Annotated in this window: 19 protein-coding genes; 6 read left to right on the forward strand and 13 right to left on the reverse strand. The window is 68.9% G+C overall.

The genetic code is table 11. The annotated features are described in order from the left end of the window. The 8 genes from mraY to CRM90_RS02475 form a co-directional block, all read right to left on the reverse strand. Positions 1-1,080 (reverse strand): phospho-N-acetylmuramoyl-pentapeptide-transferase, encoded by a 1,080-nt coding sequence (mraY, locus tag CRM90_RS02440; RefSeq protein ID WP_102805437.1) that lies wholly within the window; start codon positions 1,078-1,080, stop codon positions 1-3. Then, positions 1,077-2,558 (reverse strand): UDP-N-acetylmuramoyl-tripeptide--D-alanyl-D-alanine ligase, encoded by a 1,482-nt coding sequence (locus CRM90_RS02445; protein ID WP_102805438.1) that lies wholly within the window; start codon positions 2,556-2,558, stop codon positions 1,077-1,079. Before CRM90_RS02445 ends, mraY begins: the two co-directional genes overlap by 4 nt. Next, positions 2,555-4,096 (reverse strand): UDP-N-acetylmuramoyl-L-alanyl-D-glutamate--2,6-diaminopimelate ligase, encoded by a 1,542-nt coding sequence (locus tag CRM90_RS02450; protein ID WP_102805439.1) that lies wholly within the window; start codon positions 4,094-4,096, stop codon positions 2,555-2,557. Before CRM90_RS02450 ends, CRM90_RS02445 begins: the two co-directional genes overlap by 4 nt. 37 nt (positions 4,097-4,133) lie before the next feature. After that, positions 4,134-6,053: a peptidoglycan D,D-transpeptidase FtsI family protein gene (locus CRM90_RS02455; RefSeq protein WP_102805440.1), complete on the reverse strand. Its 1,920-nt coding sequence runs from the start codon at positions 6,051-6,053 to the stop codon at positions 4,134-4,136. Next, on the reverse strand, positions 6,050-7,270 hold the full coding sequence (gene ftsL, locus CRM90_RS02460) for a cell division protein FtsL (RefSeq protein WP_102805441.1): 1,221 nt from the start codon (positions 7,268-7,270) through the stop codon (positions 6,050-6,052). Before ftsL ends, CRM90_RS02455 begins: the two co-directional genes overlap by 4 nt. Then, positions 7,270-8,448, reverse strand: a complete 1,179-nt coding sequence (gene rsmH / locus CRM90_RS02465; protein WP_102805442.1) for a 16S rRNA (cytosine(1402)-N(4))-methyltransferase RsmH — start codon at positions 8,446-8,448, stop codon at positions 7,270-7,272. Before rsmH ends, ftsL begins: the two co-directional genes overlap by 1 nt. Further along, a complete protein-coding gene (gene mraZ, locus CRM90_RS02470; RefSeq protein ID WP_036347573.1) occupies positions 8,423-8,854 on the reverse strand; it encodes a division/cell wall cluster transcriptional repressor MraZ in 432 nt (143 codons plus the stop codon). Before mraZ ends, rsmH begins: the two co-directional genes overlap by 26 nt. A 363-nt stretch (positions 8,855-9,217) precedes the next feature. Then, on the reverse strand, positions 9,218-9,628 hold the full coding sequence (locus tag CRM90_RS02475) for an SCO2097 family morphological protein (protein WP_102805742.1): 411 nt from the start codon (positions 9,626-9,628) through the stop codon (positions 9,218-9,220). 272 nt (positions 9,629-9,900) lie between these two features. Here CRM90_RS02475 and CRM90_RS02480 point away from each other — a divergent pair, with 272 nt between their 5' ends. The 4 genes from CRM90_RS02480 (at position 9,901) to CRM90_RS02495 (ending at position 13,930) form a co-directional block, all read left to right on the forward strand. Then, a complete protein-coding gene (locus CRM90_RS02480; RefSeq protein ID WP_199189766.1) occupies positions 9,901-10,500 on the forward strand; it encodes a GNAT family N-acetyltransferase in 600 nt (199 codons plus the stop codon). 23 nt (positions 10,501-10,523) lie between these two features. Beyond that, entirely contained in the window at positions 10,524-11,210 is a 687-nt protein-coding gene (locus CRM90_RS02485) for an LppM family (lipo)protein (RefSeq protein ID WP_036344673.1), read from the forward strand. Between the two features lie 97 nt (positions 11,211-11,307). Further along, on the forward strand, positions 11,308-12,366 hold the full coding sequence (gene idsA2 / locus CRM90_RS02490; RefSeq protein ID WP_199189767.1) for a bifunctional (2E,6E)-farnesyl/geranyl diphosphate synthase: 1,059 nt from the start codon (positions 11,308-11,310) through the stop codon (positions 12,364-12,366). A 4-nt stretch (positions 12,367-12,370) separates the two neighbouring features. Further along, positions 12,371-13,930 (forward strand): alpha-(1->6)-mannopyranosyltransferase A, encoded by a 1,560-nt coding sequence (locus tag CRM90_RS02495; RefSeq protein ID WP_102805444.1) that lies wholly within the window; start codon positions 12,371-12,373, stop codon positions 13,928-13,930. Here CRM90_RS02495 and CRM90_RS02500 read toward each other — a convergent pair. After that, positions 13,848-14,252, reverse strand: coding sequence for an Rv2175c family DNA-binding protein (locus CRM90_RS02500; RefSeq protein WP_102805445.1), 405 nt, complete (start codon positions 14,250-14,252; stop codon positions 13,848-13,850). The genes CRM90_RS02495 and CRM90_RS02500 overlap by 83 nt on opposite strands. Positions 14,253-14,289: 37 nt before the next feature. Between CRM90_RS02500 and CRM90_RS02505 the strand changes: the two genes are divergently transcribed. Further along, positions 14,290-15,522, forward strand: a complete 1,233-nt coding sequence (locus tag CRM90_RS02505; protein WP_102805446.1) for a protein kinase domain-containing protein — start codon at positions 14,290-14,292, stop codon at positions 15,520-15,522. Here CRM90_RS02505 and CRM90_RS02510 read toward each other — a convergent pair. From CRM90_RS02510 to CRM90_RS02520, 3 genes are read right to left on the reverse strand one after another with little or no spacing between them, the layout of a single operon-like run. Next, positions 15,519-16,907 carry a class II 3-deoxy-7-phosphoheptulonate synthase gene (locus CRM90_RS02510; protein ID WP_102805447.1) on the reverse strand — a complete coding sequence of 463 codons (1,389 nt, stop codon included), beginning with the start codon at positions 16,905-16,907 and terminating at the stop codon, positions 15,519-15,521. The genes CRM90_RS02505 and CRM90_RS02510 overlap by 4 nt on opposite strands. A gap of 32 nt (positions 16,908-16,939) precedes the next feature. Beyond that, positions 16,940-17,449, reverse strand: a complete 510-nt coding sequence (locus CRM90_RS02515; RefSeq protein WP_083122835.1) for a polyadenylate-specific 3'-exoribonuclease AS — start codon at positions 17,447-17,449, stop codon at positions 16,940-16,942. A gap of 10 nt (positions 17,450-17,459) precedes the next feature. After that, a complete protein-coding gene (locus CRM90_RS02520; RefSeq protein WP_233209153.1) occupies positions 17,460-18,275 on the reverse strand; it encodes a hypothetical protein in 816 nt (271 codons plus the stop codon). A 148-nt stretch (positions 18,276-18,423) separates the two neighbouring features. Here CRM90_RS02520 and CRM90_RS02525 point away from each other — a divergent pair, with 148 nt between their 5' ends. Further along, a complete protein-coding gene (locus CRM90_RS02525) occupies positions 18,424-19,707 on the forward strand; it encodes a glycosyltransferase 87 family protein (RefSeq protein ID WP_102805449.1) in 1,284 nt (427 codons plus the stop codon). Here CRM90_RS02525 and CRM90_RS02530 read toward each other — a convergent pair. Then, the gene (locus CRM90_RS02530; protein WP_102805450.1) at positions 19,649-20,392 is read right to left on the reverse strand and encodes a lysophospholipid acyltransferase family protein; all 744 of its coding nucleotides are present in this window, start codon (positions 20,390-20,392) and stop codon (positions 19,649-19,651) included. The two genes, CRM90_RS02525 and CRM90_RS02530, sit on opposite strands and share 59 nt — an antisense overlap. Between the last annotated feature and the right edge of the window lie 50 nt (positions 20,393-20,442).

The following is a 20,442-nucleotide window of genomic DNA, read 5'->3' on the forward strand; positions in this document are numbered from 1 at the left end:
TCAGGCCCCGATGGCCGACAGCCACTCGCCGTAGAACAGCGCCACGCCGAGGCCGCAGGCGATCGCGGTGAGCAACCAGAACCGGATGATCACCGTCGTCTCCGCCCAGCCGACCAGCTCGAAATGATGGTGGAACGGCGCCATCCGGAACACCCGTCGCCCGGTGGTGCGGAACGCCAGGATCTGCACCACCACCGACGTCACCTCGGCGACGAACAGCGCGCCCAGCACCACCGCGAGTACCTCGGTGCGACTGGTCACCGACAGGCCGGCGATCATCCCGCCCAGGGCCAGCGACCCGGTGTCGCCCATGAAGATCTTGGCCGGTGCGGCGTTCCACCACAGGAAGCCGATGCACGCCCCGGCGGTGGCCGCCGCGAGCAGCGCCAGATCCAGCGGGTCACGCACGTTGTAGCAGCCCAGTCCGGGGGCGGTCGCGCAGGCGTTGCGGTACTGCCAGAACGTGATCAGCACGTACGCGGCACTGACCATGGCCATGCTGCCGCCGGCCAGCCCGTCCAGGCCGTCGGTGAAGTTCACCGCGTTGGACCAGGCGCTGACCACAACGACGGCGAACAGCACGAACAGCAGCGGGCTCAGCGTGACCGTGGCGATCTCGCGCACATAGGACAGCTCTGGACTGCCCGGCGTGAGCCCGTCGGAGTTGCGGAACTGCAGCACGAGGATGCCGAACAGCACAGCGGCGGTGATCTGCCCGACCGTCTTGGCGGTCTTGTTCAGGCCGAGGTTGCGGGAGCGGCGGATCTTGATCAGGTCGTCGATGAATCCGACCGCGCCGAGCGCGGTGGCCAGGCCCAGCACCAGCAGACCGGAGGCCGACGGGCCGTCGCCGTCGAGCGCGAGACCGACCAGGTGGGTGCCGAAATAGCCGGCCCAGATCCCGACGATGATCGCCACGCCGCCCATCGACGGTGTGCCGCGTTTGGTCTTGTGGCTCGGCGGCCCGTCCTCGCGGATCTCGTGGCCGAAACCCTGGCGGGTGAACAGCTTGATCAGCGCCGGCGTCAGCAGGATCGAGACCGCCAGCGCGATCGCGACGGCGACGAGGATCAGTCTCATGAGGCGCCCTCGTCGAGCAGGGCTTCGGCCAGCGAGCCGAGGCCCGCCGAATTGGAGGCCTTCACCAGGACGACGTCACCGGGCTGCAGTTCGGCACGCAACACCGCCAGGGCAGCGTCGGCGTCGGCGACCATGGTGGATTCCGAACCCCAGGATCCCTCCATGACCGCCCCGTGGTGCATGGCGCTCATGGGCCTCCCGGTTCCGACGACGACGAGTCGACTGATATCTAAGCGCACGGCCAGCCGGCCGACACGATCATGCTCGGTTATCGACTCGTCCCCCAGCTCGGCCATCTCACCGAGCACCGCCCAACTGCGGCGCGTTTCACCCGAGCGGGCCATCACGGCCAGCGCCCGCAGCCCGGCCTTCATCGAGTCGGGGTTGGCGTTGTAGGCGTCATTGACGATGGTGACGCCGTCGGCGCGGGTGTGCACCTCCATCCGGTGCCGCGACGCCGGCCCCGCGGTCGCCAGTGCGGCGGCCACCTGCTCCGGCGTCGCCCCGCATTCCAGGGCCACCGCCGCCGCGGACAGGGCGTTGCCGACCTGATGCTCGCCGTGCACGGCCAGCTGCACCTCGGCGGAGCCGGCCGGGGTCAGCAAGGTGAAGCGCGGCTGCGCCAGCTCGTCGAGCCGAACGTTCTCGGCGCGGATGTCGGCCGCCTCGGACTGCCCGACCCGCACCACCCGGGCGGCGGTCCGGTCCGACATCGCCGACACCAGCGGATCATCGGCGTTCAGGATTGCCACCCCGGAGGCCGGAACTGCTTCTACCAGTTCGCCTTTGGTGGCGGCGATCACCTCACGCGAGCCGAACTCACCGAGGTGCGCGGTGCCCACGTTGAGCACCACCGCGATCGACGGCGGCGCGATCGCGGCGAGCGCGGCGATGTTCCCGAGGTGGCGGGCCGACATCTCCAGGACCAGGTAGTCGGTGTCCTCGGTCGCCCGCAGCACGGTCCAGGGCAGCCCGAGCTCGTTGTTGAACGAGCCGGGCGGGGCGATGACCTCGCCCAACGGGCGCAGCACCGCGGCGATCAGATCTTTCGTCGACGTCTTGCCCGACGATCCGGTGACCCCGACGATCGTCAGACCGCCCGCCACGAGTTCGGCCGCGACCGCCGCGGCCAGCTTCGACAGTGCCGCCAGCACGGCGGCACCGGAGCCGTCGACGTCGTGTTCGAGCACCCCGGCTCCCGCGTCGGCGGCCACCGCCGGCGGCACCACGATCGCGGGCACCCCCACCGGCCGGGCCGCGAGCACCGCGGCCGCACCCGCCGCGGCGGCGGCCTCGGCGAAGTCGTGTCCGTCGCTGCGGGCACCCGGCAGCGCGAGGAACAAACCACCCGGACCCACGGCGCGCGAATCGAATTCGACGGTCCCGGTGACGATCCGCTCGGCCGCCGCGTCCGCGCTGATGTCGGCGAGTTCGCCGCCGACGATCTCGGCGATCCGGGCGACGGACAGCGCGATCATGCGCCCGCTCCCCGCGCGTCGAGGGCGGCCGCGAGCTCGGCACGGTCGTCGAAGGGACGGGTCTGTCCGGCCGCGGTCTGGCCCTTCTCGTGCCCCTTCCCCGCGATCACCACGACGTCGCCGCTGCGGGCCCAGCCCACCGCGTGCCGGATCGCCGCGCGCCGGTCCCCGATCTCGATGACCTCAGCGCCGTCGGCGCCTCCGGCGCCGGCCATGATCGCGGCCCGAATCGTCGCGGGATCCTCGTTGCGGGGGTTGTCGTCGGTGACGATCACCAGGTCGGCGAGCTCGGAAGCGATGCGGCCCATGGGTTCCCGCTTTCCAGGATCGCGGTCGCCGCCGGCGCCGAAGACCACCGCCAGCCGGCCCTGCGCGGGCTTGAGGGTCGCCAGCACCGCCTGCAGCGCACCGGGTTTGTGGGCGTAGTCGACGACCGCCAGGAAGTCCTGCCCCCGGTCGATCGGTTCCAGGCGGCCGGGCACAGCCGCCGCGCGCAACCCGGGTGCGGCCTGTTCGGGTGACACCCCGATGGCGTCGAGCATCGCCAGCGCCAGGAGCGCGTTGGCGACGTTGTAGCGCCCGGGCAGGCGGATCCGCAGCCGGTGATGCACCCCGGCGGGGTCCACCGCGGTGAACTCCTGGGCACCGCCGTCGAGCACCATGATGTCCTCGGCCCGCCAATCCGCCGGGTGGCCGTCGGCGGACACCGTCACCGAATCGTCGGCCCGGCGGGCCATGTCGCGGCCCGCATCGTCGTCGACGCAGATCACCGACACCGCGGCGTGCGCCGGTGAGGCCGGATCGAACAACCGCGCCTTGGCTTCGAAGTAGGCGGCCATCGTGGGATGGAAGTCGAGGTGGTCGCGGGACAGGTTGGTGAAACCGCCGACGGCGAACCGGATGCCGTCGGTGCGACCGAGTTCGAGGGCGTGGCTGGAAACCTCCATCACGGCGGTGTCGACGCCCTTCTCGGCCATCACCGCCAACAGCGCCTGCAGCGCCGGGGCCTCCGGGGTGGTCAGTGCGCTGGGCACGTCCTCCCCGGCGATCCGGACACCGACGGTGCCGATGAGCCCGGGAACACGGTCGGCCGATCGCAGGCCCGCCTCGATCAGGTGGGTGGTGGTGGTCTTGCCGGAGGTTCCGGTGACGCCGACGACCACAACGCGGTCTGACGGGTGCCCGTAGACCGCGGCGGCCAGTTCACCGAGCACGGCGCGGGGCTGCGGATGCAGCAGGACCGGGATGGGTGCCGGTTCGCCGAGCAGGCGGTGGATGACGGCCACCCCTTCGGCGTCGGTGAGCACGGCGACGGCCCCGCCCTCGACGGCGGCCTTGGCGAATTGCGCGCCGTGAGCCGAAGAGCCGGGCAACGCGGCGAACAGGTCCCCGCCCACCGTGTCCTGGCCGCGCAGGGTGACACCGGTGATTCGCACGTCGGGCGTCGTGCCGCCGGAAGCCGGAACTGCGCCGACCCGGGCGGCCAGCGTCGGCAAGGTCAGCGCCGGCGTGGCGCGGGGCCGCAGGGCGTTGGTCATTGGGTTGTCACCCTACCGAGCCGACACCGTGAACCGGTTATGTGGCCTGAAGGATCAACGGCGCGCCGGGATCCGGCGAGAGCGGGACGTTCTGCCGCTGCAGCAGCCAGGCCGCGATGTTGTGGAACAGCGGCGCCGCCGAGTGACCTGGCGTTCCGTCCGGGTTGCGCTGCGGGTTGTTCATCATGATGCCGATGACGTAGCGGGGATCGTCGGCGGGCGCCATGCCGGCGAAGGTGATCCAGTAGACGTCGCTGTAGTAGCAGCCGCACGCCGGGTTGATCTGCTGGGCCGTTCCCGTCTTGCCTGCGATCTGATAGCCGTCGACGGCGGCCGGCGCCCCGGTGCCCTGCTGGTAGCCCATCGGGTCGCGCTGGACAATCGCACGGAACATGTTGCGCACCGTACGGGCGGTCTCGGGCGACACGACCCGGATGCCGGCTGGCTGCGGCTCTTCAGTACGGGTGCCATCCGGGGCGACGGTGGCCTTGACGATCCGCGGCGGGATCCGCATTCCGTCATTGGCGATGGCCTGGTACATCCCGGTCATCTGCAGCAAGGTCATCGAAAGACCCTGCCCGATGGGCAGATTCGAGAACGTGCTGCCCGACCACTGGTCGATCGGCGGCACCAGGCCCGAACTCTCACCGGGCAGACCCACATTGGTGCGCTGCCCGAGGCCGAACTTGCCGAGCATGTCGTAGTAGCGCTCCGGCCCGATCCGCTGCGCAAGCATCAAGGTGCCGACGTTCGACGACTTCCCGAACACGCCGGTGGTGGTGTACGGCATCACGCCGTGGCTCCACGCGTCGTTGACGGTGACGCCGCCCATGTTGATCGAACCGGGCACCTGCAGCACCTCGTCGGGGTTCGACAGCCCGTACTCGATCACCGAGGAGGCGGTGACGATCTTGTTCACCGATCCCGGCTCGTATGGCGAGGTGACCGGCAGATTGCCCAGCTGCTTGTCCTGCTGCCGACCGATGTCCTGGCTGGGGTCGAAGGTGTTGTCATTCGACATCGCCAGCACTTCACCGGTTTTCGCGTCCAGCACCACCGCGGAGACGTCCTTGGCGCCGGAAGCGTCCTTGGCCATCTGGACCTGCTGCTGGACGTAGAACTGGATGTCGTCGTCGAGGGTCAGCTGCACGGTGGAGCCGTTGACGGCGTCGTGCTTGTTGCGGTAGCTGCCGGGGATGACGACACCGTCGGAGCCACGGTCGTAGGTGATGGAGCCGTCGGTGCCGGACAACTTCGAGTCCATCGAGTCCTCGAGGCCGAGCAGACCGTGGCCGTCCCAGTCGATCCCGCCGACGATGTTGGCCGCCAGGGCGCCGCCGGGATACTGGCGCAGGTCTTGGCGTTCGGCGCCGATCTCGGGGAACTTCTTGGTGATGGCATCGGCGATCGCCGGATCGACCGCGCGGGCCAGATAGACGAAGGTCTCGTTGCTGCGCAGCTTCTTGAGCAGGGTGGCCGCATCGGGCTTGTTGTTGAGCTTGCCTGCGACCTCGGTGGCGATCTGGGTGAGCCGTTTGTCGGGATCCGGCGCGGAAGGCGACTTCTCCTTCGCCTCGGTCAGCTGCTTGCGGATCTTGGCGGGCTGGAAGGTCAGCGCCCTGGCTTCGATGGTGAAGGCCAGCTTGTCGAAATTGCGGTCGACGATGCTGCCGCGCACCGCCTTCTCGACATCGGTCACCTTGAGCTGGCTGGCGGCCTCGGCACGCAGACCGGCGGCCTGTGGCACCTGCAGGTTGAACAGCTGGATGGCGGCCACGCCGATGGCCAGGAAGATGACGATGTTGCCCGCTCGGTGCCGGAAGACGAATGACGCTGTGCGGGAGCCGCTTTCGATGATCTCACGGGTCCGACGAGCCTTTGCCGAACGGCCGGGACCGGGATCCGGTTGAGCCTTGCCCGCGGAGGTGCGCTGCCGTTTGGAATCCCGGCGACTCACTGACCGGCTCCGGCGGGCGCAACGGGCGGATCGACCGGGGGCGCGGCCGGGGCATCGGGTGCGGCCGCGGGCGGTGCGGCCGCCGGCGGTGCGACTGCGAGCGGTGCCACGGCGGGCGGTGCGGCCACCGGCGGTGCGACTGCCGGCGGTGCGGCGTCAGCAGGCGCGGGCACCGGTGCGAGCACGAGGCCCGGCGCCGGTGCGGCCGCAGGCGCCGGCGCCTGAGCCGGAACCGCCAGCGTGCCGGGCAACGGCGCCTGCGCCGCGGCGGGGGGAAGTGCGACAGTGCCGGGAGCCGGGACAGCGCCGGGGGCCAGAACCGTGCCGGGCAAGGTTGCCAAGGGAACGCCGAAGGGCATCGCACCATTCAACGGCAGACCACCGAGCGGAGTGGGTGCGACACGCACCGGAACCTCGGGTGAACTTCCCGGCTTCGGCGCTGCCACCGGCGGCGGCACGGGTGCGGCAGGCGGCAGCGGCTTGTCGTCGGGCAGTTTGCTGTTCAACGGCGGGGGCGGCACCCCTTCGGCCGGCTTCGGCTTGCCCACCACGGTCCAGTTGCCGGTCGGATCCTGAACCAGATGCGCGGTGTCCTTCGACGGGATCATGCCCAGATTGCGCGCGGACTCGGCCAGCGCGGGCGCGGATTCCGCCTCGAGGACGTCGCGTTCGAGCGCCTCCTTCTGCTGGGACAGCGCCTCATTGGTGGACCGGGCGGTGCCCAACTGGTAGGACCGCTGAGCGGCGTCGGTGGACAGCCACAGCGTCACGGCCAGCCCGAGACCCAAGGCCCCGATCACCAGCACCACGAACGGGACCTTCGCGACCAGCGTGTGCGGACGCAGCTCGATACCGGCCAGCCGGGCGATCAGCCGATCGCGAAGTGGCGGCCGAATGGCTTTGGGGGCCTTCGCCTTACGCGCTTTCGCCCGCGCCTTGGCCTGACTGACGTTCTTGGCCCGGGTGGGGCGTTCGGCGGGCCGTGCGACCGGCGCGGTCTGCGGTCCCTGCCGCAGCGCTCGCGGCTCGTGCGGGCGGCGGGCCGATGCGCGCCCGCCCCGTGCCGGCGCCTCGGTGCCGCGGCGACGGGCGGTGGCCGTGCCTGCGCCTGCCTTCTTCCTGGCCGACTTGGTCGGTTCGCTCTTGTCCCGCTTGGCCCCGTCCCGTTTGGCCCCTGCGCGATCCATCGAATCAACCGGCTTGCGCCCCACCTTCATCAGCTGTCTCCTCCCCGTCCCCGGTTGACCGACTTCACGCGTTGCAGTGCCCGTAGCCGAACCGGTGCACTGCGTGGATTCCGTTCGATTTCCGCGGCGTCGGCGCGTTCGGCACCGCGGGTGATCGCGCTGAATTCCGGCTCATAGCCGGGCAATTCGACGGGCAGGCCGGCCGGTGACCGGGAGGCGGTTGCCGCGGCGAATGTCGTCTTGACGATCCGGTCCTCCAGAGACTGATAGGACATCACCGCGATCCGGCCGCCGGGACGCAGCGCGGCCAGCGCCGCGGGCAGTGCCGCCGTCAGCGAGTCCAGCTCGGCGTTGACCGCGATCCGCAGGGCCTGGAAGGTGCGCTTGGCAGGGTGACCCCCGGTACGGCGCGCCGGCGCCGGGATGCCCTGGTAGATGATCTCGACGAGTTCGCCGGTGGTGGTCAGCGGCGCGTGCTGGCGTCGTTCGACGATCAGCCCCGCGATGCGGTGGGCGAACTTCTCCTCACCGAAGCGGCGCAGGATGTCGGTCAGTTCGGCGCGGCCGTAGGTGTTGAGGATCTCCGCGGCGGTCAGCGGGGCGTCGGTGTCCATCCGCATGTCCAGCGGCGCGTCCTTGGAGTAGGCGAATCCGCGCTCGGCCTGGTCGAGCTGCATCGAGGAGACACCCAGGTCGAACAGGACACCGTCGATGGATTCGGTTGCCTCCCAACCGGCTTCGGCAAGAGCGTCGGCGATGCCGTCGTAGCGGGTGTGGACCAGGGTGATCCGGTCGGCGAACGGGGCCAGCCGCTCTCGCGCACCGGCCAGGGCACCTGGGTCACGGTCCAGCCCGATCAGGCGCAGCGTGGGGAATTCGGTCAGGAAGCGCTCGGAGTGGCCACCGGCACCCAGGGTCGCGTCGACGAGGATCGCATCCGGGCGGGTCAGCGCCGGGCCGAGGATCTCGACGCACCGATCCAGCAGGACAGGGATGTGCCCGTGTCCTGATTGGGGGTCGGATTCGTCAACCACGACGGGACCTCCGGGTTCTGGGTGGGCACCGTGTGCCCTTGCATCGAGGTCCCTGTCCGAACAGGTGAACCTGGCGTTGGGGAAGTACGTCAGGGTCGGTTCGGGCAGAGACCACGATGCACGGGCTACCTCCGGCTGGGCAGCCGGCTCAGATGATGTCGCTGAGTGCTTCATCGCTGGCCGCGGAGAAGTTCTCTTCGTGGGTCTCCTGGTATTCCTGCCAGGCTTGGGCGTCCCAGATCTCGAGGAAGTCGACGGCGCCGATCACCACGCATTCCTTGGACAGGTTGGCGTAGCGGCGGTGGTCCGCCGACAGCGTGATCCGGCCCTGGGAGTCGGGGTGCTGTTCGTCGGTGCCGGCCGCCAGGTTGCGCAGGAACGCACGCGCCTCCGGATTGCTGCGCGAGGTCTGCGAAGCCCGCCGGGCCAGCTGTTCGAATTCCGAACGCGGGTAGACGGCAAGGCTGTGATCTTGGCTTTTGGTGACCATCAACCCTCCTGCCAGTGCGTCGCGGAACTTGGCGGGCAATGTCAGCCGCCCTTTGTCGTCGAGCTTGGGCGTGTACGTGCCGAGAAACATGCTGTGCACATCTCCTTGCCCTCACGCCCCGGAGCCGTCGCTCCGTTGACCGCCACAATACCCCACAATCCCCCACTTTGCTCCACATAATGGTCTGTTTTCGATCTGCATCCGCCACTCTCTGCCACCTCTACCCCGGCCCGGGCACTCCGGCCGTCGGATCGACCCACAAAAGCGCAGCTCAACGGCCGGTGGGGCGAAGTGGGGGTAATCGGCGCGCGGCGAGATCGACACCACGGTCACTCCGACGGCGGATCAACAGCCCTCGTGTCGATATCGCGCAGGGCGAACAGCCCGAGCGGTGTTCAGGCAAACAAAAACGGGGCAGCCGAAGCGGCTACCCCGTATTCGAGACGCTGACGGTCACTCGTCGAAACGACGCCGGAAGCGATCCTCCATGCGGCTGGTGAACGATCCGCCGCCGCCCTTGGGCCGGCGCTGACGCGAACCGGACGACGGTGACGACGGGCCCGACCGGTCCCGGCCGCCGGCGACACGCGGGCCGGTGATCGCGAAGACCACGCCGCCGAACATCACCACGAAGCCGATCACCGACAGAATCGGGAAGCTTCCGATCATCGTGGCCTTGAACGCAACCCCGGCAACCAGCATCGCCAGACCGATCACGAACAGGCCGGCACCCTGCAATCGTCTGCGCGTGGAGGGGGCCCGCAGAGTTCCGCCCCGCACACTCGAGGCGAACTTGGGGTCCTCGGCATAGAGAGCGCTCTCGATCTGATCGAGCATGCGCTGCTCATGATCGGAGAGTGGCATTCGTCCCTCCTTGCCGACACGGCCGGTCACGATTCCGATAGAACTTGGCTGCCCAGCAATGTACGGGGCGACTAACCAAATGATACGAGCTAGATGTGCGGCGTACCACCTAGTTGGTCCACCCGATTGTAGCTGTGTCCAGGCGTTGTTCTGTCCCCGCCATCGCCACGTAAGGGCCTGGTCACCACAGCAGCGGCAGAGCCGGGTCGCGAGTGCACTGATAATGGCCATGCACCCCCGGATCGATCGGCAGACAGAAAGGCATCGTGGCGTTGGCGACTTTCCTCATCGATCTGTCGCCCACCGACATGGCGCAGCGTCTTCACGACGCACTGAGCGTGTACGTCGACGCCATGCGCTACCCGCGCGGCACCGAAGGCCAGCGGGCGGCGATGTGGCTCGAGCACACCCGCCGGCACGGGTGGAAAGGCGTCGCCGCCGTGGAAGCCGACGTGGCACCCGCCGCCGAGCCCGGGACCGCGCAGCTGTCGGCGGCTCCCCTGCTCGGTATCGCCTACGGCTACTGCGGCGCCCCCGACCAGTGGTGGCAGCAGCAGGTGGTCGCCGGGCTGCACCGCATCGGCGTGCCCGCCGAGGAGATCGGCAGGTTGACCAGCAGCTACTTCGAGCTGACCGAGCTCCACATCCACCCGAGCGCCCAGGGCCGCGGGCTGGGCGAAGCGCTGGCCCGACGTCTGCTGGCCGACCGCGGTGAGTCCCACGTACTGCTGTCGACCCCCGAAATCATCGGCGAGGCCAACCGGGCCTGGCGGCTGTACCGGCGGCTCGGCTTCACCGACGTGATCCGCGGCTACCACTTCGCCGGCGATCCGCGGGCGTTCGCGATTCTGGGTCGTAGCCTCCCGCTGTAGCGCGGATCTGGCACGATACCCACGTGCGCGACCCATCCCGCCGCCTGCGCTTACGCGCCCTGGCGTTGTTGCTGCTCATCATCGCGCCGTTGGCGGTCGGCTGCGTGCGAGTGCACGCCTCGATCACGGTGTCGCCGGACGACCAGGTCTCCGGTCAGATCATCGCCGCCGCCAAAGCCCGCGACTCAGACGACCAGGGGCCGCAGTTCGACCTCAACGTGCCGTTCAGCCAGAAGATCTCGGTGTCGAAGTACAAATCCGACGACTTCGTCGGCTCCGAGGCGGTGTTCTCGAACCTGAGCTTCGCCGAGGTGCCGCAGCTGGCCAACCTCAACCGCGAGGCCGCCGGGGTGGACATCTCGCTGCGGCGGGCAGGCAATCTGGTGATCCTCGAAGGCCGGGTCGACCTGACCAGCGTCACCGACACCGACGCTGACGTTTCGCTGACGGTTTCCTTCCCCGGGGAGGTGACGTCCACGAACGGCGACCGCCTCGACACCGACGTCGTCGAGTGGAAGCTCAAGCCAGGCGTGGTGTCGACGATGAGCGCCCAGGCCCGCGCCACCGACCCCAGCACCAGGTCGTTCACCGGGGCGGCGCTCTGGCTCGGGCTGGGTGCGCTCGCGGTGTGCGGCGTCATCGGCAGCCTGGCCTGGGTCAGCAGGGACCGTTCGCCGCGATTCGCCAACTCCGATCAGGCCGACAGCTAGCCGACGTTCTAGTCTGGTTCCACCCGGATCTCCCGTCGGCTCGTACACAGAAAGGGGCGCTGCGCTGAGCGTCGAAGCAGCTCCGTCTGCCGTCCAGCTGGCCGGCGCCGTCACCGACCAACTTCGGAAGTACCTGGCCGGCCGCCGCGCCGACGCCGCCTACATCGGCACCGACTACGACGCGCTGATCGGCGCCCTCGAAGATTTCGTGCTCCGGGGCGGCAAACGGGTACGTCCCGCGTTCGCCTACTGGGGCTACCGCGCCGTCACCGCCGACCCTGATCTGCCGGTGGAAGACGACGCTCTGCGGCTGTTCTCGGCGCTGGAGCTGCTGCACGCCTGCGCACTGGTGCACGACGACGTCATCGACGATTCGGCGACACGGCGCGGCTGGCCGACGGTCCACGTCCACTTCACCGACTTGCACCGCAGCAGCAGTTGGCGCGGGTCGTCCGAGCAGTTCGGGCGTTCGGCCGCGATCCTGCTGGGTGACCTCTCCCTGGTGTGGGCCGACGACATCATCGCCGCGGCGAATCTCGACGACGACGGCCGCCGTCGCGTCCGGCGGGTGTGGTCGGACATCCGCACCGAAGTGCTCGGCGGTCAATACCTCGACATCGTCGCCGAATCCAGCGGTGCGGAGTCCATCGAGTCGGCGATGAACGTGAACACCTACAAGACCGCCTCGTACACGATCTCGCGGCCGCTGCAGTTCGGCGCCGCGGCCGCCGCCGACCGGCCCGACGTCCAACGCATCTTCTACGAACTCGGCACCGACCTCGGGGTGGCATTCCAGCTGCGCGACGACGTTCTCGGCGTGTTCGGCGATCCCGCCGTGACCGGCAAACCGTCCGGGGATGATCTGCGGTCCGGCAAGCGCACCGTGCTGCTCGCCGAGGCCGTGCAGCGGGCCACCGCCTCGGATTCGGCCGCCGCGGACCGGCTGCGCGCCGGAATCGGCACCGAACTGTCCGACGCCGACGTACGCAAACTCTGCGACGTGATCGAGTCGGTGGGCGCGCTGGCCGCGGTGGAGGGCCGCATCGAACTGCTGACCAACCGGGCATTGAGCCTGCTGGAGAGCGCGCCCATCAACGCACCGGCCAAAGCCGGTCTGACCGAACTCGCCAGATTGGCCGCCAACCGGTCCGCCTAGGCCCATGTCCGCCACCACACCCACCACACCGACCAGCCGGGCCGGCCTCGCGCGCCTGGCGGCGTTCACCGCCGCCGAGGAGGGCCGCCCGGCCCTGCTCGGTTTCCTCGGCGCGATCCTGCTCACCCTCGGCGGGCTCGGCGCGGGCAGCACCCGCCAGCACGATCCACTGCTCGAGTCGATGCACCTGTCCTGGTTGCGATTCGGCCACGGCCTGGTGGTGTCGTCGGTGCTGCTGTGGGGCGGCGTCGTGCTGATGCTGGTGGCATGGCTGTGGGTGGGCCGCCGCGTCGTTCGGCGGGACAACGAGATCAGCGAATTCGCGATGATCGCGACCGCCGGGTTCTGGCTGGCTCCGCTGCTGCTGAGCGTTCCGCTGTTCAGCCGCGACACCTATTCGTATCTGGCGCAAGGCGCGCTGCTGCGCGATGGTCTCGACCCGTACGCCGTCGGACCGGTGGAGAACCAGAACTCGTTGCTGGACAACGTGAGTCCGATCTGGACCACCACCACCGCGCCCTACGGCCCGGCGTTCATCCTGGTTGCGCGGTTCGTCACCACCCTGGTCGGTGACCACGTGGTGGCCGGCACCATGCTGCTACGGCTGTGCATGCTCCCCGGGTTGGCGATGCTGATCTGGGCGGCGCCCCGGGTGGCTCGTCACATCGGCGCGAACGGCGCGGTGGCACTGTGGATTTGCGCGCTCAACCCGCTGGTGATCATTCACCTGATGGGTGGGGTGCACAACGAGATGCTGATGGTCGGCCTGATGATGGCCGGCATCGCGCTGACGTTCGCCCGCCACCACGCCGCCGGGACGGCGCTGATCGCGATCGCCGTCGCGGTGAAGGCAACCGCGGTACTGGCCCTGCCGTTCATGGTGTGGGTGTGGATGCGGCACCTGCGGGACCGGAAAAAGCAAAGAGCCATAACGGCTTTCGTGACCGCATCGGCGGCGTCGGTGGCGATCTTCGTCGCGGTGTTCGCGGTGCTGTCCTGGGTGGCCGGGGTCGGCCTGGGCTGGCTGACCGCGCTGGCCGGATCGGTGAAAATCATCAACTGGCTGACCATCCCGACGGCCGTCGCGAACCTCACCAACGCCATCGGCGGACTGTTCATGCCGGTCAACTTCTACGCGGTGCTCGACGTCACCCGGATTGTCGGCATCGCGATCATCGCCGTGTCACTTCCCCTGCTGTGGTGGCGGTTTCGGCACGACGATCGCGAAGCACTGACCGGCATCGCGTGGGCGATGCTGGTGGTCGTGCTCTTCGTCCCCGCGGCGCTGCCGTGGTATTACACCTGGCCGCTGGCGGTGCTGTCGGCATTGGCACAGTCCCGCACCGCGATCGCACTGATCGCCGGGTTCTCCACCTGGATCATGGTGATCTTCAAACCGGACGGCTCACACGGGATGTACTCGTGGATCCATGTGCTGCTGGCCACCGCGTGCGCTCTGGCGGCCTGGTACTCGCTGAGAGTCAGTACGCCATCGCCTGAGCGCGCCGAACCACCTCACGAGCCTGATGAGCATGCAGCGCATCCACCGGGCGAGCGTTGCTGACCGTTTCACGCGACCCATCGCGGGTGACGGTCAGTGACGGGTCGGCGGTGAACAGCCAGCGCAGGATCTCGGTGTCGCGGTAGCCGCCGTCGCGCAGCACCGCCAGCAGGCCGGGCAGGCTCTTCACCACCTCGCCCTCGGCGTTGAGGAAGGCCTTCGGGATCATCGGGACCCCGCCGCGTTTCACCGCTACCAGATGGCCTTCACGCAACTGCTGGTGCACCTTGGTCACCGGGACGTGCAATAACTCGGCGACCGCCGACAGCTCGTAGACCGGCTCGTCGGGATCCAGCACGTCTTCGCCGGCGGGAATGCTGCTCACCGGCCCAGTCTAGAACTGTTCGGCCTCGGCATACCATGTGTCGGTGACGTCGGACCCCCTCAACGGCGTGTTGCTGGAAGACCGGTACCGCGTCGACGCCAAGATCGCCACCGGCGGCATGTCCACGGTGTACCGCGGTCTGGATGTACGCCTGGACCGTCCGGTCGCGTTGAAGGTGATGGACGCGCGGTACGCGGGAGACAGCCAATTCCTCACCCGCTTCCAGCGGGAAGCCCGCGCGGTGGCCCGGTTGAAGGACCCCGGGCTGGTCGCGGTCTACGACCAGGGTCTGGACGGCAGCCACCCCTTCCTCGTCATGGAGCTGATCGAGGGCGGCACACTGCGCGAGTTACTGCGCGAGCGCGGACCGATGCCCCCGCACGCGGCGGCGGCGGTGCTGCGCCCGCTGCTGGGCGGACTGGCCACCGCACATCGCGCCGGACTGGTGCACCGCGACGTCAAACCCGAGAACGTACTGATCTCCGACGATGGCGAGGTCAAGCTGGTCGACTTCGGTTTGGTTCGTGCGGTTGCCGAAGCCGGGATCACCTCGACCAGCGTGATTCTGGGCACGGCGGCCTACCTGTCCCCCGAGCAGGTCAGCACCGGAGCCGCCGACGCCCGCAGCGACGTCTATGCCGTCGGTGTGCTGGCTTACGAATTGATCACCGGCGCAACGCCGTTCAACGGTGACAATCCGCTGACTGTGGCATACCAGCGGATGGACCACGATGTCCCGCCGCCGAGTGCGGCGATCAGCGGGGTGCCGCCCCAGTTCGACGAGTTCATCGCGCGCGCAACGGCTCGCGACCCCGAGGCCCGGTTCGCCGACGCGGCGGAGATGGCCGAGGATCTGGACGCGATCGCCGTGGAGTTGGCGCTGCCGAAGTTCCGGGTGCCTGCACCCAAGAACTCCGCTCAGCACGCCGCGGCCACCGCGTTACACAGCCGACCGACCGTCGACTTCCACCCGGTCCCGCGACCGGTGCCTGCGCAGACCCCGCCGCCGCTGGCGCCGCCACCGGCCGTCAAGAATCCCACCCGGCAGCTCATTCGCGACCCGCAGGACTGGCAGCCGGACGCCGCAGACGACGAGACTCCGGAACTCGCAAGCCAATTCGCCGGTATCGACATCGGTGAATTCATCTGGGAACGGCAGCGCGCCCGGCGGGCGCTGATGTTCTGGACTCTGATCGTGCTGCTGCTGACCGGCGGGATGGCCGCAGCCGGCTGGACGCTCGGCACCAACCTGCAAGGCCTGATCGGCTAGTCGCGCAGCATCTCCGCGACCAGGAACGCGAGCTCCAGTGACTGCTGGGTGTTCAGTCGTGGATCGCACGCCGTCTCGTAGCGCCCGGCCAGATCCGAATCCGAGATGTCCTGCGCGCCACCAAGACATTCGGTGACGTTCTCGCCGGTGATCTCGACGTGCATGCCGCCGGGATGGGTGCCCAGCGCGCGATGCACCTCGAAGAAGCCCTGCACCTCGTCGACGATGCGGTCGAAGTGGCGGGTCTTGTAGCCCGTTGAGGACTCGTGGGTGTTGCCGTGCATGGGGTCGCACTGCCAGATGACGTGATGGCCCGACGCCTGCACCTTCTCGATGATCTGCGGCAGCACATCGCGCACCTTGCCGTTACCCATCCGGCTGACCAGCGTGAGCCGGCCGGGCTCGTTGTTCGGGTCGAGCCGCTCGACGTACTCCACCGCCAGTTCCGGTGAGGTGGTCGGGCCGATCTTGACGCCGATCGGGTTCGCGATCACCTCGGCGAACGCCACGTGGGCGCCGTCGAGCTGGCGGGTGCGCTCCCCGATCCAGACGTAGTGCGCCGACAGGTCATACAGCTTGGGCCCACCGACGGCGTCGGCATCCATTCGCAGCATCGCGCGCTCGTAGTCCAGCACGAGCGCCTCATGGCTGGCGTAGATCTCGGCGGTGTCCAGGTTGCGGTCATTGACGCCGCAGGCCGTCATGAAGCGCAGGCCGCGATCGATCTCGCTGGCCAGCGTCTCGTAGCGGGCACCCGCCGGCGAGGTCCGGACGAACTCCCGGTTCCAGTCATGCACCGCGTGCAGCGACGCCAAGCCCGACGACGTCAGCGCCCGCACCAGATTCATCGCGGCGCTGGCGTTGGCGTAGGCGCGGACCAGCCGCGACGGATCGTGTTGGCGCACCGCGGCGTCGGGGGCGAAACCGTTGACCATGTCACCGCGGTAGGACTTCAGCCCCAGCGCGTCGGTGTCCGAGGAGCGCGGCTTGGCGTACTGGCCGGCGATGCGGGCCACCTTGACCACCGGCATGCTCGCGCCGTAGGTGAGCACGACGGCCATCTGCAGCAAGGTGCGGATGTTGGCGCGGATGTGCGGCTCGGTGTTGTCGACGAAGGTCTCGGCGCAGTCGCCGCCCTGCAGCAGAAACGCCTTGCCGAGGGCCACGTCGGCCAGCTGCGCCTTGAGCTTCTCGATCTCCGACGGCACGGTGACCGGCGGCACGCTCTCGAGGACGGTACGCATCGCGGCGGCCTGCTCGGGATCCCAGCTGGGCTGCTGCAGCGCCGGCTTCGTCAGCGCCGCATCGAGCCGTCCGCGCAGGTCAGCCGGGAGCGGCGGGAGCGACGGCAGCTGCTCGATCGGTACGTCAACGGTCCAGTTCACCCGTCCATGGTAACCGGGCCGCGCATCCCCTTTTACCGGCTGACCGGCGTCGCACCCAGGTCGACGCCGGTGGTCATCAGCACATACCGGCGCCGGTTGTGGCGGGCGTCGACCAGGGCGTCGTGGGTGTCCTGCGGTCGCGGCGGCATCCGGGGGCTGCCGCGGTCCTCCCAGAACTGGCGCAGCTCGCGGGTGAACCGCGGGATCTGCGGCGGCAGGCTGGTCATCGGCCCCCACAGCTGACAGAGCGCGACGTGGTCGTAGGCGGCCACCCAGGCCCACAGCTCGATCGGCTCGTCGCCGTCGATACCCAGGAACTCCTCCAGACCCTCCCGGATCTGACGGCGCGAGCGCCACAGCTGCGACGACGGGCTCGGGAGCTTCGGCAAGACGTTGGTGCGCACCCACCGGCCTGCGGAGTCCGGGTCGAACTCGGTGGAGATCGCGTAGAACTCGCGTCCGTCGTCGGCCACCACGCCGATCGAGATCAGGTCGATGATCCGACCGTTGTCGATGAACTCCGTGTCGTAGAAGTACCGCACCGGCCGCACCCTATCCCGTCGCCTCGGCCCGGTTCGGCGGCGCGGGCGCGGCGTGAATCTCCTTGTCGAGCTCGGCGTCGACCTCGGCGTCGGCCGGGAAGCTCGGCTCACCGGCGATGATGTGCTGCAACCACAACTTGGCCTGCACGACGGGGCGGCGCATGTAGCGTTCCCGCTCCAGGGCTTTGTGCATCTTCCTGGGCTTGTCCTGGTAGTGCCAGCGCGCCCACGGCGCATGCGGTCGGGACAGCCGGATCGCACCGATGATCAGCAGCGGCGTGATGAACATCCCGATCAGGCCGGTCCACACCTTGCCCTTGAGCAGCACCACGACGGCCAGCGCGAGCGTCAGCACGGCGAGCACGACGACCAGGGTGCGCGCGCCGACGGAATCGTCGGCCCGCCAGATCCCGATGTCGAAGAACGACAGCGGGTTGAAACCCATGATCAGCAGCCCGGCGACGGCGATCGCGGCGAACACCGCGTCCACCGAGGCGCGGCCGTCCTCGGCCCAGTAGACGTCCTCCAGGTGCAGGATGAGCGCGAACTCGTCGAGAACCAGTGCCGCGCCGATGCCGAAAACGATTGCAGCAGCGGTGAACTCGCTGGTCCCGCCCTCGGTGGCCATCGTCACCATGGCGACTCCGGAGATCATCACCAGGATGATGCCGAACACCGCGTGGTGGATGTGCAGGCCGCCGTGGCCGGAGATGTTGCGCGGCTGCCACCATTTGCGGGGAGCGTCGCTGTCGGCGTTGTGCCGGATGTAGCGGACGATCGTGCGCGTCACGAAGAACGTGAGGATGAACGCGATCAAACACCACATCAACGGCACGCGCCCGGGAGCGACGACGTCGAAGTGCAGGTGGTAGGACACGGGACGTGAAGATACGCGCCGACGGGCGCCCATGGGCCCGGCACGGCCGGGATACCCCCCGGCGCGTCGCGGCGCCGGAGATAGTCTGGTTTGCGAGATGAGTAGCGACGTGGGCAGTTCGGCGCGGCCCTGGTTGGTCGCCGGGTGGCGGGTGACGCAGGTCGCGATCGTCGCGCTCCTGGTCTACGCCGGCTGGCTGCTGTTCGGGCATATCCCCTACCGGATCGACATCGAGGTCTACCGGATGGGCGGCCAGGCGTGGCTGCACGGCCAGTCCCTCTACGCCGGTGATGCGACGTTCCGCACCACGATCGGGCTCGGTCTGCCGTTCACCTATCCCCCGCTGGCGGCCATCGTGTTCAGTCCGTTCGCCTGGGTGTCGCTGTCGGTGGCGAGCGTGATCATCACCGTGATCACGCTGGTCCTGCTGCTGGTGTCCACCTGGATCGTGCTGACCCGCCTGGCGGTGTGGCCGGCCTCGGCGCTGACCCGGGAGCCGGCGTGGCTGCGCCGGGCTTGGTTGTCGGCGGGCCTCGTGGCGCTGGCGGTGATGTATCTGGAACCCATCGACGCCAACTTCGCGTTCGGCCAGATCAACGTTGTGCTGATGACGTTGGTGATCGCCGATTGCGTGCCGCGCCGCACTCCCTGGCCGCGCGGGATGCTGCTCGGGGTGGCGATCGCGCTGAAGCTGACCCCGGCGGTCTTCCTGCTGTATCTCCTGCTGCGCCGCGATGGTCGCGCCGCGATGACCGCGGCCGGCACGTTCGTCGCGGCCAGCCTGCTGGGCTGTGCGTTGGCCTGGCGCGATTCGCTGGAGTACTGGACCACCACGATCCGCCACACCGACCGGATCGGCAGTGCGGCGCTCAACACCAACCAGAACATCGCGGGCGCACTGGCCCGCCTGGGCCTGGACAAGAGCACCCACTTCATCCTCTGGACGCTGGCCTGCTTCGCCGTCCTGGGCCTGACCATCTGGGCGGTGCGCCGGGTGCTGGCCGCTGGCGAACCGACGCTGGCGCTGATGTGTGTCGCCCTGTTCGGGCTGATGGTCTCGCCGGTGTCGTGGTCACACCACTGGGTCTGGGCGTTGCCGACGGTGATCACGGCGACGGTGGCCGCCTACCGACGGCGCAACATAGCGCTCGGCGTGGTGACCGGTGCCGGGGTGGCGTTGATGGTGTGGATTCCGCTGGAGTTGCTGCCCCAGCATCACGAGGAGTCGGCGTCGTGGTGGCGACAGCTGCTCGGGATGTCCTATGTCTGGTGGGCCTTGGCAGTGATCGTCGTCGCGAGGCTGACGGTGACCACGCCGATCGCTAACCTGCGGCGGACTCCGGGATCCGCGCCGGTGGCTGATCTGGTCCACCCTGCTTAGGGCCCCCGGGTTCCTCGCTGTTCTTCAACGTCGCGGCGTAGATGTCGACGTACTCCTGACCGGACAGCTCCATCAGCTCGTACATGACCTCGTCGATGACGGCCCGCTCGATGAAGCGGTTGCCCGCCAGACCGTCGAACCGGGAGAAGTCCATCGGCTTGCCGAAGCGCACCGTCACCCGGCCGAAGCGCCACATCTTGGATCCGGGCGGGTTCACGACGTCGGTTCCGATCATCGCGACCGGAATCACCGGGACCTGCGTCTCGAGCGCGAGGCGCGCCAGTCCGGTCTTGCCCTTGTACAGCCGGCCGTCCGGGGAGCGGGTGCCCTCCGGATACATCCCCATCAGCTTGCCCTGCGACAGCAGTCGCTCGGCGGTGGTCAGCGCCGCCTGCGCGGCGTCGGCGTCGGTGCGATCGATCGGGACCTGGCCGGCCACGGTGTAGAACCACCGGGTCAACCAGCCCTTGATGCCGGTGCCGGTGAAGTATTCGGACTTGGCCAGGAACGTGATCCGTCGCCGGACCACCAGCGGGAGGTAGAAACTGTCCGCCACCGCCAGGTGGTTGCTGGCCAGGATTGCCGGGCCGTTGTCTGGAAGATGTTCCAGCCCTTCGACTTTCGGCCTACCTAACAGAGCCAGCAACGGGCCCATGAAGATGTACTTGAACAGCCAGTACCACATGGAGCCTCCCGATCACCGCACGCTTTCGTGCAACTCTACCCAGGTCCGCG

This window comes from Mycobacterium sp. ENV421, assembly GCF_002887815.1.
In the GTDB taxonomy this organism is placed as follows: Bacteria; Actinomycetota; Actinomycetes; order Mycobacteriales; family Mycobacteriaceae; genus Mycobacterium.